The sequence below is a fragment of the Marinomonas sp. BSi20584 genome, assembly GCF_002792415.1.
GTDB lineage: Bacteria > Pseudomonadota > Gammaproteobacteria > Pseudomonadales > Marinomonadaceae > Marinomonas > Marinomonas polaris.
The window spans coordinates 126,632-144,292 of sequence record NZ_KZ454882.1 but is presented as its reverse complement, the minus strand read 5'-3'; the positions used below and the strand labels follow the sequence as shown (position 1 = coordinate 144,292).

The window sequence follows — 17,661 nt, the reverse complement described above, 5'->3', positions numbered from 1 at the left end:
AAGCCGAGTGGGAGTCAGGACGCTGGCAAGGAGAGCTACTAGCCAGCTGATGTTTATTAAAATCTATCAGGCTTGCCGTTGCCATATCTTTTTGTCTTGCCATGTTCAGCAGCTTTCTGTGCCTGCTTCTCTCGCACGCGTTCGGCGTCTTCCATACTTAACTCTGCAGGTTCTCGTGGTGTCTGGCCTTCTGGAATAATCCGCTTTCTAGGTGGCAATTCAAATTGCTCAGATGACACTCGAGGCAGGTTTTTAAATTTATAAAGGTAGAAAATTTCAACTTTTTCCCGTGCCCACTCGGTTTTCTTGAGGAATTTAACACTGGATTCAATGCTTGGGTTAGTCTTGAAGCAGTTGATGTTTAGATAGGCGTAAAGAATCTCAAAACCATAGTGATCAACTATCTGGGTGAGCAGTTCTTGTAACCCCAGACCGTGTAGAGGATTGTTTGTGTAGTTGATCTCGTCGTTCATAAAAGTGTCCGGTAATAAGTCGAAAAGTTTAAAAGGTTAAGAATGTGCCATCATACCTGTGACGGCTTAGACAATATAGTAAAGCCTAGTTTCAGCCGCTGTTCAAATGCGCTATATATTATAATTTTGATGAGCCCCACTGATGGGTTTAGAGTAAACGAGATCTCATGAGATAGCAGTTAACATCGGCTGATATCATGTGTTCAGTTATTAATAGGTGGAAGTCAATGGCTCACATGCATAAGCAATATCCTCAATTACTTTTAACAGCAAGCGAAATGGGTATGGCGGATAAATCCGCTGTGGTGGCTGGCGTACCCGCTATGGATCTGATGGCCGCAGCTGGAAAAGCGGTAGCCGATGCTGTGCTGGAACTCTGGTCTACATGTTCGGTATTAGTGCTTTGTGGGCCGGGAAATAATGGCGGCGATGGATTTGTTGTCGCCAAGCTTTTGCAAGCTGCTGGCTGGCCTGTGCGGTTAGCATTTATGGGTTCGGTAGAAAAATTATCACCAGAAGCTGCGTATTTTTTTCATGCTTGGCAAGGTGAAGTTGAAGAGTATTCGGTCGATTTATTAGATCAAACAGATCTGGTCATCGACGCCATGTTTGGTGCGGGTTTGACTCGTTCTTTAGAAGGCAAAGCTCGCGACATGGTTGATGCCATGATTGAGCGTGATATACCAATTTGTGCGGTAGATGTCCCCAGTGGTGTTGATGGCACCACGGGCGCTGCGCTTGGCAAGGTTGCTCCAGCAGAGTTAACTGTGACTTTCTTTCGTAAAAAGCCCGGTCATTTATTGTTTCCCGGTCGAGGTTTATGCGGTGAAGTTGTCGTTGCTGATATCGGTATTCCTGTAACGGTGCTGGACGAGCTAAATCTTCAAACATGGGAAAATAGCCCAGAGCTTTGGTGTCGAGATTATCCTTGGCCGCGATTGGATGGACACAAGTTTCATCGTGGCCATGCGGTGGTGTTTGGTGGTGAAAGCATCACTGGTGCGAGTCGTTTAACCGCTCGTGGTGCTATGCGAATCGGCGCTGGTTTAGTCACGTTAGCAGCACCAATTAAAGCGTGGGCTGTGTATGCGACGGCATTGACTGGTGTGATGGTGGCTAAGTTAGAACAGAGCCAAGAGGCGGAAGATTTTGAAGAGTTGTTATTAGACCCACGTCATAATGCCATTGCAGTTGGGCCGGGGGCTGGTTTGGCTGGCTTCGAAAGCATTCGTACACGCAAAATTGTCATGGCGGCGCTTTTTACCGGTCGTGCGACTGTGTTGGATGCCGATGCACTCAGTGCTTTTACCAATGACCCACAAACGCTTTTTGATGCCATTAATGGTCCTTGTGTGATGACACCCCATGAAGGGGAGTTTGCTCGGTTATTTCCTAAGATTAATAAAAGCCCTGAAATTAATAACAGCTTTGCAGACGACAAATTAACGCGTGCTCGACTTGCCGCCAAACAAAGTGGTGCGGTCGTGGTATTAAAAGGTGCGGATACAGTGATCGCCTCTCCTGATGGCCGAGCGATTATCAATTCAAACGCGCCAGCGTATCTTGCCACGGGTGGATCCGGGGATGTATTGGCTGGGTTTATCGCAGGATTATTGGCTCAGGGTATGTCGCCATTTGATGCGGCTTCCGCAGCGGTATGGTTGCATGGTGAGGTGGGTAATGATGTTGGCATTGGCTTAATCGCCGAAGATTTACCAGAACATCTTCCCAAGGTGCTCTCGGTTTTTCAGAAACACTATCTTGGACATTTTAAAAATAATTAAATACAACAGATATTGTTTTAGTTTTGTTGAGCACGTCTTAGTGTCCGTTTTGGAATATACAGAGTGAATGCTCTCTAGCGACAAAATGTCCATCGAGCCGATTTACAATAGTTAACAAGAAGTGACAATAAAGTGGTAAAAAATATTGAAAAAATAAGGATATTTTTAAGAGGCTTAGGCTAATCTGTGTGAATCTCAAACATTACACAAGGTTGGTTTATGAACCGTATTTACCGCGTTATCTGGAATTCGTCGATAGGTGTTTGGCAGGCTGTGAGTGAAATCGGCAAAAGTGCTGGGAAAAAGAAAAATCACGGTCGTCGCCATCGAACTCGATTAAGCCTGATAGCAGGTAGCGTATTTATAGTCAGTGCCCAAGCTTATGCTGATGCATTGCCTACTAATGGTACGGTAAGTTTAGGCTCAGGTAGTATTTCTCAACCAAATGGAAAAACGCTTAATATCACTCAAAATACCAACAAAATGGCCATTGATTGGCAGTCGTTTAGTGTAGGTAAAGACAGTGTTGTTAACTTTATCCAACCTTCATCCTCATCTGTTGCGTTAAACCGTGTCACTGGATCTGATGTTTCGAGTATACAAGGTGCCATTAACGCAAATGGTCAAGTTTTCCTTATAAACCCTAACGGTATCTTATTTGGTACGACAGCACAGGTTAACGTCGGCGGTCTGATTGCTTCCACAAGAGACCTAACGAATGAAAATTTCAGTGCTGACAATTTTATTTTTGAAGGCAGCAACGGCAATGCGGTTATTAACCGCGGCAGTCTAGTCGCAACCGACGGTGGTTACATCGTGATGATTGCGGCAAAAGTTCAAAATATGGGAGATATCGTTGCTAATCAAGGCAGCGTGCAGCTTGCCGCAGGTGATTCTGTATTGGTCAACTTAGGTGGCACGGTAAGTATTGAAGTTAAGCAAGGTGCCATTGATGCGTTGATTTTAAATGGTGGCGCCATAAAAGCCGACGGCGGTCATATTTTGTTTACCGCAAAAGCGGCTGGAGACCTTGCTGCGAGTGTTGTTAATAATACTGGTATTGTCGAAGCCACAAGCTTGGTGTCTCAAGGCGGCGAAATCGTCTTTATGGGCGATGACATTACCAACAGCGGTACAATAGTCGCTGACGGTGCAACAGGCGGTGGAGAAATCCTAATCGGTGGGGATTGGCAGGGTGAAAATGCTGAACAGTATCCACATGCGACTAAAGTGACTTTGACTGAAACCAGCCAAATTTCAGCCAGCGTTACGACACAGGGCGACGGCGGTAAAGTTGTTGTTTGGTCAGACATAAAGAATGCTGACAGTGTGACCAAAGTGGCTGGTAACATCCGTGCGAAAGGTCTAGGTGAAAATGCAAATGGTGGCAAGGTCGAGACCTCAGGTCATGTGCTAAATGTTGCAAAAGGCACCACAGTAGAAGCGGCAGAATGGTTGCTTGATCCAACGAACATTACTATTAGCGCAGGCAGTGATGGTAGTTTGACGAGTGGCGAAACCCAAAGTGACATTGGGACAGAAACAATCGAGACAGCGTTAAATGCAGGTACCAATGTTACGGTTCAGACAGATTCAGAAGTGGCTGGTGAGGGGGATATCACCCTTGCTGCGAATATTTTGAAATCATCGGGAGCAGATGCAACACTCACCTTAACCGCTGCAAATAATATTGTTATTAATGAAAACGTGTCTATTACCTCGACAACTGGGGCACTGAACACCGTGCTTCGTGCAGACAACGACAGTAACAGTTCAGGTAGTGTCAGCATGGGCGCTGGGTCTTCGATTGACACCAATGGTGGTGATGTTTGGATTGGTGGTGCAACAGACACGAGTCCTGCTGCAAGTGTGACAACACAAGCTATCTCTGCCGCAGCGGGTAGCGTTAAAATTTTATCCACGGGGGATATTAGTTTAGGGAGCATTACATCGACAGGTGCGGTGGAACTGTCTTCTTCTGGCACGGTAACTCAAACCGGCGCTATGACCGGCGGTCAAAATGTAAATCTACTTGGCACAGGGGGAACATACACCCTAACTAATACATCTAACGCGATTGGCTCCCTTGCCGCAGATACTGGTAGCTTGAATGTTACCAATAACCAAGATTTTTCCCTCGGGTCTATCGTCACCACAGGCGATGTTGAACTGTCTTCCACTGGTACGGTGACTCAAACGGGTGCTATTACCGGAGGGCAAGCTCTAAACCTACAAGGTTCAGGTACATATACTCTAACCAATGCTGGCAATGAGATTGCTTCGTTGGCCGCTAATACCGGCACTTTAAGCGTTACCAACAATCATGATTTTTCTCTTGGGACGATTGCCACGACAGGGACAGTTGAACTTTCTTCAACAGGTACTGTGACGCAAGACAGTGTTATTTTAGGGGGGCAAGCTTTAAGCTTGCTTGGCACAGAGGGAACATACATTCTTACCAACGCTAACAATCAGATTGGCACGCTTACGGCTAATACTGGCAGTGTTGAGTTAGTGAATGGCTCTGCACAAACTACCGGCGCTATTAGCACAACTGGGGCGTTAAGCCTGACTTCAGGTTCGTTATCTATTAATGAAAATATCTCCGCTGGTGCAGGTAGTATCACATTCAATACCGACGCTTTGACCGTAGCGAGTGACAAAAAGGTTTCTGGGTCTGGTGCTGTAAAAGTAGCGGCGAAAACAGCCACGACAACAATTGGCGTTAGCGGCGGTTCTGGGGCTTTACAAGTCTCTACGGCGGATTTTGCCGATGGTTTCTCTGGCATTACCATTGGCGGTGAGAGTCAATCTGGCAACATTGAGGTTGGTGCAGTTGCATTGAGCGATGCATTGACACTGCAAACTTCTGGTACTGTCACGCAAACAGGTGCCATCACTGGCAATCAAGATTTAACGTTAGTTGGCGGTGGGGCCCACACGTTAAATAACGCGAGCAATGCCGTAGGCAAGCTAACAGCAACCAGCAGCACATTGAACTTCCACGGTACAGAATTTACTTTAGGAAATATTGCTACCACAGGTGCTATTCAGCTATCCAGTACAGGTACCGTAACACAAGCAAGTGATACGGCCATCACAGGAGATCAAGCGCTAAGTTTGTTTGGTGTAAATGGTGCGTATACCCTAAATAACACGGGCAATGAAATCGCTTCGTTGGCTGCCAATACAGGCAGTCTAAGTGTTACCAACAACCATAATTTCTCTCTTGGATCTATTATCACCACAGGCGATGTTGAGCTGTCTTCCACTGGTGAAGTAACGCAAACAGGAGCTATTACTGGCGGGCAAAATGTAAACCTACTTGGCACTGGGGGAACATACACCTTAAATAATACGGGCAATGAGATTGCTTCATTAGCTGCCAATACTGGTAGCTTAAGTGTTACCAATAATCATGATTTTACCCTTGGGTCTATCGTCACAACAGGCGATATTGAACTGTCTTCCACTGGTGCAGTTACGCAAACTGACGCCATTACAGGAGGGCAAGCTCTAAACCTACAAGGTTCAGGAACATTTACTCTAACTAACGTTGGCAATGAAATTGCCTCGTTGGCCGCCAATACTGGTAGCTTAAGCATTACCAATAACCAAGGTTTCTCCCTTGGATCCATTGAAACAACCGGTGCAGTTGAACTGTCTTCTAAAGGCACTGTTACGCAAGCTACTGATACCGCCATTACGGGTGATCAGGCGCTAAACTTATTGGGTACAGGCACATACACTTTAACCAACGAGAACAATGCGATTGGCACTCTTACTGCAGACACGGGCAGTGTGGAGTTGGTAAATAGTTCAGCCCAAACCACTGGCGCAATTACCACAACAGGCGCATTGAACCTGACTTCTGATGCCTTAACCATCAATGAAAACATTGTCACTGGTACGGGTAATATCACATTCAAAACCGACGCTCTAACGGTTGCGAGTGGCAAGACGGTTGCTGGAGAGGGAGCTTTACAGATAGCCGCCAAAACAGCCACCACAACGATTGGTGTTAATGGCGGTTCTGGGGCTTTACAAATCTCTACGGCTGATTTTGCCGATGGTTTCTCAGCTATAACCATAGGCAGTGCCGATCATACTGGTGGCATTGAAATTGGCGCAGATACAACACTGAAAGATGCAACAACGCTTCAAACGGGCGGTACTTTATCGGTTAACAATAATGTAGATGCTGATGTAAACAACCTGACCCTAAAAGTAGGTAAGCTTTCTATCGCAGATGGTACAACCATTTCTGGTACTGGGGTGTTGACGGTTGCTTCTGAGACAGACAGTGAAGCGATTGACATTGGTGGAGCAAGTGATCAATTAAACGCAGCGGATTTTGGCAGCAAGATTGTCAGTGATTTCTCTGACATTGTCATTGGTGGCGTGGATCAAACTGGCGATATTAATATTGCAGAAGATTCTACCTTGGCCGCTTCAGTCACACTACAAACTGGCGGCATTTTGTCAGTAAGCAATAATTTAGCGGCTGGTACGAATAATCTGACGTTAAAAGTGGGCGATCTTTCGGTAGAAGATGGCAAAGCTATTTCTGGTACCGGTGTACTTACCGTTGCTTCTAATACTGATAGCAAAACCATTGGTATCGGTGGTGCAGACGGAGACCTGCAACTGACAGCGGACAATTTGAATACGGATTTTGCCGATGGTTTCTCGGAGGTTGTGATAGGTAGTGCGAGCCAATCAGGCAACATTACTCTTGCTGCTATTGGTCTAGACAATGCATTAACATTACAAACTTCCGGCTCAGTCACCCAAACGGGTGCCATTACAGGTGAGCAAGATTTAAATTTACTTGGCGCAGGTGGCACACATATCCTGACCAATGCAGGTAATGCCATTGGTAATCTAACCGTCAATACAGGTAGTGTGGCATTGGTAAATAGTTCCGCACAAACCACTGGTGCTATTACCACATTAGGAGCTTTGAGCCTGACGTCTGATGCGTTAACCATCAACGAAAATATCGCCACTGGTGCTGGTAACATCACATTCAATACCGACGCTTTAACGATAGCGGATGGAAAAACAGTGGCTGGTTCTGGAACTTTGCAAATCACCACTAAAACAGCAGATAAACTCATTGATGTAGGTGGTACAACAAACGGTGCTCTGCAATTAACGACCACAAACATTAGTACGGATTTTGCCGATGGCTTTTCAGCCATCACTATCGGTAGCGCCGATCATACCGGCGGTATTGAAATTGGCGCAGATACAACCTTTAAAGACGCAACAACACTGCAAACTAGTGGTGCTTTGTCAGTCAGTAATAATCTAGCCGCTGGTGCGAATAATCTGACGTTAAAAGTGGGTGAACTTTCGGTAGCCGATGGCAAAGCCATTTCTGGCTCGGGTACATTGAACATTACGAGCGATGCAGCCAGCGACGCGATTAGTATTGTGGATACGATTGACAATACTGCAGTGGACACACTTCAACTACTTTCTGCTGATTTTGTCTCTAAAATTGCGGATGGTTTCTCAGGCATTGTGATTGGTGATTCCAGTCAATCAGGCGATATTACCATTGGTGCCACTGCGTTTAACGACGCATTGACTTTACAGTCAACGGGCACAGTGACCCAAACCGGAGCCATTACCGGTGGACAAGACTTGAATCTACTTGGTGCGGGTGGCACGCATACTCTGACAGATGAAGGCAACTCTATTGGAACGCTAACCGCTAATACTGGAAGTGTAGAGTTTGTTAGTGCAAAAGAACTAGTAGGTGCAGCTGATATTACAACAGAAACCTCTCAGTTAGGCTCTATGATCACGTCTGGGGCATTAAGTGTCTCGACTGTAGACGGTGATATTACTGTATCTGAAAATTTAACAGCGGGTGGTGCTTTAACGCTAACTTCTGCGAAGGACATCACCGTAGAGAGTGGTAAAACCCTTACGTCTCCAGCAAGTATTACCTTGTATGGTACAAACATCACTCAGAAGGGCATTTTGGATGCCAGTAGTACAACCACTAATGGTGGTAACATTACTTTAGCAAAAAATACTTCCACAGCGGCGGACTTTATAAGCCTTGAGGGTGTGTTAAATGCCAGCACGACCAATGGCACAGGTGGTACGATTATCACTAATGGTCAATCCGTGTTTTTAAATACCAGTGCTAATGTCACAACAGCTGGTAATACAGCAAATGGAACCTGGAAAACGCCTGTTTCGACGTTTGATACCGTCGTAGCGGCAACCGGTGGTGATATTACTGGGCAAACCATATCTGATGCGTTAAAAACAGCCAATTATACGCTGACGGCCAGTAGCGCCAAAGTGACGTTAAGTGAAACGTTAGCAGGCCAAAATAATCTAATAGATGTCAATACAAATGCATACATTACTAGCGCCGATTTTGGCAGTATTACTATCAATGATGTGATCACTAAGGTATCCGCCGGTACGAGTGGAACATCGCCATCGCCTGTTTATGACATTTCAACTGACACAACGTTAACCATTAGTTCAAAAAATGACATCACCATCAATAGTGCGATTAGTTCAGAGAAACAACGTCTTAACCTGATTCTTACCGCTAATAACGATGCCACGGATGGTGGTGATGTTGTTTTTGGTTCTAACGGCAGCGTAACAACGAATAATGGTAATTTTTATGTTGGCTCAGTGACATTAGGGCAAACGACTAACGGCGTTGGGTACGCCTATAATGACCAAGACTATCATGACATTGTTACCGCTTCTGCTGAAAACTTTACAATGAATACAGGTAGTCAAATAAATGTTGGCAGTGGTTCTTTAGTATTGAAGGTTACTGATGATATTAATTTGCCGACGGGAGATGCTGCTGGTAAATCTTACTCGATAAATTCTACAGCCAGTTCTTCCGGCTATAATAATGAAACGGAAACCAACTCTAATCGTTCCGGTACTCCAAATTATGAGAACGTAGCAAGCGTTCCAACCTTTTTAACATTAGAGGCGGGAGGATCAATTACTGGCGCAAGTACAGACTCTACCAAAATTAGCACGAACTCTTCGTCCGCAATGGTAAATGTGACGAGTGCTGAAAATATTGGTTCTGAAGACTCTCCAGTATTATTCTCTAGTAGTAATGGAACCATTAATATTACCAATACTGGCGGCAACTCATATATTAAGTTTGCCAATGGAAGCGAAAGCTCTAATTTTTCGAATCTAAATTTGACGACAGATACCACCACCGCAGACACAACTCAACGTATAGAGTTTAATGACGATGGCTCGCATAGACTGCTAGCGACAACGGATGAAAATGGTCTTCTAACCATTGCAACAGGTGGATTAGTTGATACAACTTCTTATAAAAATATAACTATTCAAGCACCCAATATTACTTTGGAAAATGGTGCGATTGTCGCTACTGGAGGTAGTACATCGGTCAATTCGTCTGACAATTCTGTTTTAGATGGAACGGGATTGAATTTAACGTTAACGGCACTATCTGGATCTACGTACGGCGAGATAAAAGCAGACAATGCAGCAGATGATTACAGCTCAACGTCAGCACCAGATGACTTTAGTAATAAAGAAATTTATATCCAAAATGGAACATTAAACTTAAATGCCAGTAACTTTGGTGTTAAAAATAGTGGTGACTACTGGAGTAATGCTCTAGAGGTGACAGCTAATACATTAAATGTGAATAACTCCGGAGGCTCAACTTGGCTTCGTAATAGTGACTTTAATAGCATTACCTTCTCGGCGGTTGATAGCAATGCGAATGTCGCTGGCCATCATCACATCTTGTCAACCAATGGCGACTTCTTCAATATAGAAACCACCGCGGATGCGAAAACTATTGTTCATACCATTGATGATACGAATAAATTATCAGGTATTAAAACAGATAACAAAAACGTTAGCTTAAAAACTGGCTTATCTATTTCTCAATCAAGAGATATTATCATGGCAGATAATGCCATTGATATTGGTGCCGCAACACTTTCATTAACGTCATATTATGGTAAAAGTATTTCAGCGTATTCTACAGACCATGTTCAAGGTAGCGGTGTAATAACGGCCACTACAGAAGCCAATCCTGATATTGCGACCGTAACAGTCGGTAACTTGAATTTAACAACTGCCTATAACACGACAAATACCGCCTCAATTGGTGGAAGCGATTATACACTTAAAGTCGCGAGAGGCGGAGAAACGGGTGAAGCAAATGTGGGCAGTAATGTACTGACTATTAATAATGAGAGTGGCGATATTGCTATTAATGAGCTGTCTGCTGAGCACTTTAAAACCATTAAAGTCAATTATTCAAGCACTGATAGCACTGCAAGAGCGCATACTGTAGCTATTGATTTGTATGATAACAATTCAGTCACTGAAAACCTTAATTATTCAGATACGGGAAATGGTCTTATTACCCTAGACGCTAGTAGTATAGATTTGTCTGGTTTTAATCGTAACTTTGATTTGTATGCCTACAATAAAGATATTCAGGTTAACAACTTTTATGGTGGTTCCGGCTATTTTAATGTGACTTCATACAATAACAGTATTACTTTGAATGGCGATGTTAATACCAATGGCGGTAATATCTCGTTAGAAAGTAATACTTTTAAACTCGCCAGTTCATCACGCATTGATAGCAATTCTGATAATGCTAGCAATTCAACGTCATTAGGCAATTCAGGCAGTATCTCGTTGAATAATAGCAAGGGCAGTAGAGGTGTTGATGTTTCAGCCAATACAGGCGTATTGGCTACGTTAACGCTTGATTCAAGCTCCAGTAATACTTCTGGTGGAAGTATCACGACAGATATGAATGCCACCAAAAGCGCAGGTTCATACTTAACGGGACTATCGTTTATTGGCTCTGGAGTAACGACTGATCAAGACGGTTCGATCTCATTAACGGGGGCAAGTTTTGCGCTTAATGGTGATTTTACAGCAACTGGTAAGGTTGACTTAAGTGGGGGAGAATCAACTTCATCCACAATCAATATACCGGGAGTGACTATTGTCACGAATCAGTCGATCGTTGACAGCGGTGATATTACCTTCTCTGGTTACAGCTTATCAGGCAGTTCAAGTCGAAATTATGTCTTCAATACCAGTGCTACCGGTGGTATGGGTGGCAACGTCAATTTGTACCCAGCATCGACTACTGGCACATTTAGCGCAGGTTCGATGACGGTTAATGCATCAGGGTCAACATCCTCTGGCACAATCGTATTGCCAGCGGTCACCACGACTAAAAATACCGGTTCTTATACTACAACCAGTGCGCAAAGCTATACAGGGTCAACTATTACGCTTAACGGTGGATTACGTTCTAATCAGGCCAATATTGACGTACTAGGCTCTGAAGTAGTCTTAGCCAATGATGTGTTGATTGATACTTACACCGGATTTGTTTCTGGCCAAATATCAACGACATCGGGTGTTTCTGCAGGATCAGTAACTGTTGGTAGTGCAGGTGCTAAACTTACTAATAGTGATCCAGCCAACTCCTTTACGATAGATACCAGTGGTAATAAGGGAGCAGCGACCTATGCAGCCAACAATGGCACGATCACTTTGAGAGACTCTACAGAAACAACCTTTAATAATTTCAGCGTTACAGGTGGCGGTAACTTAAATACTGCCTTTGATACCAGTATGTATTCTGTGACTGGTCTGCTCACCGTTGCCCAACTGGACGGTGGTTCGTTTACTTGGAGTGATCTAAGTGCGGGTAACTTATTATTGAAAGGGCCTGCTAACTACACCATAACCGGCAACATAGGGACTGGAGCAGGCGATAACTTTGAGGCTGGTATTCTCGCCGCAACAGACGTCGCTAACCTAAATGTCACGACCGACAAGGCGCTGATTATCGGTAGTTTGTCCTCTGTAAGTGGCGTATCAGCAACAGGAGTGGTCAGTATTGCTACCAAAGCTGACGATCTAACGGTCAATAACAACATGACGACCACCTCAGCGGCAAATGGTGCGATAACGCTTAATGCAGGCTCAGACACTGATGTAGGCACTGCGACAGGTGGCAATGTACTGTTAAATGCTAATTTAACAACAGGGTCGGGCGGTCAAGCTATCGTTTATACAGGCAGCATTGAAGACAGTGGTTCGTATAATTTCGGTAATGGTCGTTATCGCTACAACAGTGACGAAACAAATACCAATTACACGGCCGCTTTAGGCACGGGTAATTACGCTATTTACCGTGAACAACCTACATTGACCATAGGGTTTGCTTCTGGAAAAGAGTATGACGGTATTACCTTAGTGCCTTCTACTGGTGGAATTTCAGGAGATGTAAATAACGATAAAACACAGTTTACCGATGCGTTAGTTTGGCAAGTTGCTGATAATAAAACGATTAAAAATGCCGATACTTATACAATTACTCATACGGGCGCTGTGACTGGTGCAGAAGAGTTAGGCTACAACGTATCAGGTCCTAACGACACTTATACTTACATCGTTACACCTAAAGCTTTAACGGTGAGTTTAATTGACGTTACCAAGGTTTATGACGGTAATACAACGGCAATCTTGACCAATGGTAATTTTGATTTAAGTGGTTTCATTGGCAGTGAAATGCTGACAGTTACCAAAGAAACGGGAACGTATAATTCTAAAAACGTAGCCAATGCTGATAGCGTCACAACGAGTTTAGTCTCAGAGGACTTCACAGCAGTAGGTGAAACGTTAGCCTCAAACTATGCATTACCGACTACGGCAACGGGCTCTGCGAGTATTACTCAACGCACGTTAACCGCTTCGATTACGGATACACCGACAAAAGTTTATGACGGTAATACTGATGCTACATTGGCTAATGCTAATTTCAGCATAGCGAACTTAGTGGATGGAGAAAGCTTCACGGTCACGAAAACAACAGGCACCTACAACGATAAAGATGTGCTTGATGCCAGCAGTGTTACTACTAGTTTAGCTGAAGGGGACTTCACAGAAGGAAGTGATACGCTAGCGAGTAATTACACTATGCCTGTGACTGCGACAGGTGAGGGTAGTATTACCGCCAGAACGCTTACTGCTTCGATTATTGATACGCCAACAAAAGTGTACGATGGTAATACCGATGCAACATTGACCAATGGCAATTTTAGTATTGCTAACTTGGTTGATGGCGAGAGCTTCACTGTTACTAAAACTACAGGGGCTTACAACGATAAAGACGTTGTTGACGCTAGCACTGTCACGACCAGTCTAGCTGAAGGAGATTTCACTCAAGAGAATGAAACACTTGCCAGTAATTACATCATGCCAGTGACCGCGACAGGTGCAGGTAGTATTACCGTAAGAACGCTTACTGCCTCGATTATCGATACGCCAACAAAAGTGTATGACGGTAATATGAATGCAACTCTGAACAATGACAACTACAGCCTAGCTAACCTTGTTGCTGGTGAAAGCTTTACCGTTAACAAAGCAACAGGGACTTATAACGATAAAGACGTCGCCGATGCCAGCAGCGTCACTACCAGTTTGGTGGCAGATGACTTTGAAGCTGGCGATGATACTTTAAAATCAAATTACAACTTACCTATAACCGCAACGGGGGATGCTGTTATCACGGTCCGTTCTTTAGTGGCTATTGCAAAAACGCAAGACAAAATATTCGATGCGAAAACAGATGCTAAAACGACATTAACGATCGCGGCAGAAGATGTGAATCTAAGAAACCTTAATGACATTAATAATCCATTAGTCGTCAATGGAGTGGTTGGGAATGAGAAAGTCTTTTTGACCTTTACTGATGCTAGCTTCTCTGACGAGCAAGTAGGGATTAATAAAACAGTCACCGTTAACGGTCTAGGTGTTGCTGGTGTCGATGCGGCTAACTACATTGTCATGGTGAAAGATGCTTTGGGTGCTTTAACCGCACCAGCAAGTACTATGACAACAATTGCTGATATCAACCCTAACAATCCTCCTGTGGTATTCATTCCAGCTCCCCCACCAGTACCTGTGGTTATTCCTCGACCAAATTTGGGTAATGCTCCAGTGGTCGCTGTTGGGGGAATGCAAGTGGTTTCAATAGCGTCTACAGGTTCAACCACTTCGGTTAGTTCAGGAGCGCAAGGTGAAGCCTCAATAGACACTATTTTATTATCGCAGGTTAATAATGGCGCTAGTTTTGATAACCAAGTGTTTATAGTGGATGGTGGTATAAATACAGTTAATCCTGATCAAGCGGTGAATACAGAAGAGACTGTCAAATAACAAATTTCCGAAAATTAGGATTAAGGTTAGATTTTATGAAAAGAGTATTACTCACTAAAAACACTGCAACGCCTTTGAATTTATCCGTTGTAGCATTGTTAACAACTGTTTCTTTGGGATCTAATGCGGCGACTTTACCACCTGCTAACTCTGGAACCGTGATTCAGCAAACTCAGCAAGGGTTGGTTGCGCCTGAGCCGTCGGATTTTAGAATTCAATTTGACGGTAATGCATTAACTGAAGCAGCTTCCGGAGGTCCGCAAGCTGTGTTAAACAAACTGCAAATTACAGGTTTGTCAGTATTTACAGAAGAGGAACTATTGGCCAGTTTAGGTGATATTTTGGATAAGTCTTATGACTTGGCTGGTTATCGCAATCTAGCAAATAAGATCAGCCTTTTTTACCGAGATCGCGGTTATCCATTTGCTAGAGCTTATATTCCAGCCCAGAGCATGAAAAATGGAGAGTTGCGAATTGAAGTGTTGGAAGGCAAATACGGTCGGGCCACAGTCACAGCCACTCGTGATATACAGCCCAAAGCACAAGCATACTTATCAACCATCGCACCTAATGACGTGATTGAATCAAGTAAGCTAGAGCGTATTTCACTTATCATGAATGATATTCCTGGCTACAAAGCTTTACCCTCAATTAGTCCTGGTGATAGAACTGGAACGGCAGACCTTAATGTGCTTTTAATCCCTGAACAGCAAATGTTCGGGGATGTCACGATTGATAATCAAGGCAGCCGTTATACAGGCTACAACCGAGTGCAGGCGGGTGTCAAAAAAGCACACATGTTCACATTTGGTGATGAAGTTAATGCACGTGCGATGTATACCGATGAAAATATGTTGTTTGGTCATTTGGGATACAGCTTGCCTGTCATGCCAAATGGTTTAAGAGCCAACGTATCTTTTAGCCGGACTGAATATACCTTGGGGAGAGAGTATGAATCGTTGGACGCCATTGGGAGTTCAAATATTTATAGTATAGGATTAAGTTATCCGTTGATTCGTTCGCAACTGACGAACGTTAACGCGAAAGTTAACATAGAGCGTAAAGACTTGATGGACTTCTATCGCTCAGCGGACAGCAAGTTAACAAAATTTGTGAATAGCGTCCCCCTAGCCCTTACATTTGATACACGAGATCAGTATTTGGGTGGTGGTATTACCTATGGTGTCTTCACAGTGGGTTTGGGTAATCTTTCTAATAACGATGACACAGTGAATAGTGATGGCGATTTTGTAAAAACCACATTAGAGGTGGCGCGTATTCAGTCGTTGCCTTCTGGGTTTAGTTTATTTGTCAAAGGCAGTGCTCAACAAGCCAACAAAAATTTGGACTCTTCAGAAGACTTGTATTTGGGTGGAACGAACGCAGTGCGTGCTTATCCTTCAGGAGAGGCAGGCGAGAACGGCGGTGGTGATGAAGGGTACTATACGCAGTTAGAGCTGCGGTATAACGTTAACGACTTCACCCCTTACGTATTTTATGATGCAGGTAGAATAAATACCTATGCAAAACCAACCGCTTCTTTGTTAAGTGAAACACGAAACTTAGCGGGGGCAGGCGTTGGATTAAAATATGAGCATGCTAATTGGAGTGCCGATATTTTTGCCGCATGGAAAAAAGTAGGTGGAGCGTCTGTGTCGGATATCTATGATACATCATCACCACGGATTTTAGGTTCTTTAACCTATCGTTTTGGTAGTGGTAAGCCAGCACCTATTGATGGCTCTACGTTGACAAATGGTTCAAATCCGTAAAAAAACGCGTTATTTGTCTACATATAAAAAAACTCGTCAACATAACGTTGACGAGTTTTTTTCGCAAGAAAAGTAAGGATAGGATTAACTCACCATTCTGTGAGGGTCGATAACGAATTTCTTCGCCGCGCCGCCATCAAAATCCGCATAGCCTTGTGGGGCTTGATCGAGTGAGATCATCTGCACATTCACGGCTTTTGCGATGTCGATTTTATCAAACAAGATGGCTTGCATTAGGGCGCGATGATATTTCATCACGGGACATTGTCCAGTATGCAGGGAGTGAGATTTCGCCCAGCCAAGACCAAAACGCATGCTTAAGCTGCCTTGTTTGGCTGCATCGTCAGTGGCACCTGGATCTTCAGTTACGTACAGACCCGGAATACCAATTTGTCCACCAGCGCGGGTCATTTGCATGGCCGAGTTCAATACGACAGCAGGGGATTCTTGATGATGATTACAACCACAAGCATGAGCCTCAAACCCTACGCAATCAACAAAAGCATCCACTTCACGATCCCCAAGAATGGCTTCGATCTTATCTTGAATATCACCCTCTTGTTTAAGGTCTATTGTCTCACAACCAAAAGAACGTGCTTGGTTTAGACGATCTTCCACCATGTCACCGACGATGACACAAGCTGCGCCAAGTAGGTGAGCGGATGCCGCTGCGGCTAGACCAACAGGGCCAGCGCCCGCGATATAAACGGTAGAACCTGGACCTACGCCAGCGGTGACGCAACCATGGAAACCTGTTGGGAAAATATCAGAAAGTAGCGTGAGGCTTTGGATTTTCTCGCGAGCTTGATCGGCATTAGGGAATTTAAGCAAATTGAAATCGGCGTAAGGCACCATAACATAGTCGGCTTGTCCGCCAACCCAACCGCCCATGTCTACATAACCATAAGCCGCACCGGGGCGAGCAGGGTTAACATTTAGACAAATACCGGTTTTGCCTTCTTTACAGTTACGGCAACGGCCGCAGGCAATGTTAAAAGGTACGGAAACTAAGTCTCCAACCTTGATGAATTCCACATCGCGGCCACATTCGATGACTTCGCCAGTGATTTCATGACCAAGCACTAAGCCTTTTTCAGCAGTTGTTCGACCACGCACCATGTGCTGGTCGCTGCCACAAATGTTGGTTGTGACGACTTTGAGAATAACGCCATGATCGCAACGGCGTTTGCCAATAGCGAGTTCAGGAAAGGGGATGGCTTCAACTTTGACTGTGCCATTACCTTGATAAATAACGCCTCGGTTTGCGTGATTATGCATATGGACATCCTTTTTGCTGTTGTTTTTGTTGTGTGCACGACTGGTTATTTTGTCACCTATTAAAAAGAAAGTAGGTCTTTGTACGACATAAACGTAATGCAA

The 17,661-nt window shown here is 44.3% G+C and carries 5 protein-coding genes; 3 read left to right on the top strand and 2 right to left on the bottom strand.

From position 1 onward, the window contains the following. Nucleotides 1–56 precede the first annotated feature (56 nt). Nucleotides 57–473 (bottom strand): VF530 family protein, encoded by a 417-nt coding sequence (locus TY87_RS14160; protein ID WP_072838252.1) that lies wholly within the window; start codon nt 471–473, stop codon nt 57–59. Between the two features lie 227 nt (nt 474–700). Between TY87_RS14160 and TY87_RS14155 the strand changes: the two genes are divergently transcribed. From TY87_RS14155 to TY87_RS14145, 3 genes are all read left to right on the top strand, one after another. Then, entirely contained in the window at nt 701–2,257 is a 1,557-nt protein-coding gene (locus TY87_RS14155; protein ID WP_100187566.1) for an NAD(P)H-hydrate dehydratase, read from the top strand. Nucleotides 2,258–2,476: 219 nt separating this feature from the next. Beyond that, nucleotides 2,477–14,509 carry a two-partner secretion domain-containing protein gene (locus tag TY87_RS14150; protein WP_100187565.1) on the top strand — a complete coding sequence of 4,011 codons (12,033 nt, stop codon included), beginning with the start codon at nt 2,477–2,479 and terminating at the stop codon, nt 14,507–14,509. A 35-nt stretch (nt 14,510–14,544) separates the two neighbouring features. Continuing rightward, nucleotides 14,545–16,281 (top strand): ShlB/FhaC/HecB family hemolysin secretion/activation protein, encoded by a 1,737-nt coding sequence (locus TY87_RS14145; protein ID WP_100187564.1) that lies wholly within the window; start codon nt 14,545–14,547, stop codon nt 16,279–16,281. An 84-nt stretch (nt 16,282–16,365) separates the two neighbouring features. Here TY87_RS14145 and fdhA read toward each other — a convergent pair whose 3' ends face one another. After that, nucleotides 16,366–17,559: a formaldehyde dehydrogenase, glutathione-independent gene (gene fdhA / locus TY87_RS14140; protein WP_100187563.1), complete on the bottom strand. Its 1,194-nt coding sequence runs from the start codon at nt 17,557–17,559 to the stop codon at nt 16,366–16,368. Nucleotides 17,560–17,661 lie beyond the last annotated feature (102 nt).

Coding starts and splice junctions, on each gene's coding strand:
- TY87_RS14160 (WP_072838252.1), bottom strand. CDS start 473: ATGAACGACGAGATCAACTACACAAACAATCCTCTACACGGTCTGGGG.
- TY87_RS14155 (WP_100187566.1), top strand. CDS start 701: ATGGCTCACATGCATAAGCAATATCCTCAATTACTTTTAACAGCAAGC.
- TY87_RS14150 (WP_100187565.1), top strand. CDS start 2,477: ATGAACCGTATTTACCGCGTTATCTGGAATTCGTCGATAGGTGTTTGG.
- TY87_RS14145 (WP_100187564.1), top strand. CDS start 14,545: ATGAAAAGAGTATTACTCACTAAAAACACTGCAACGCCTTTGAATTTA.
- fdhA (WP_100187563.1), bottom strand. CDS start 17,559: ATGCATAATCACGCAAACCGAGGCGTTATTTATCAAGGTAATGGCACA.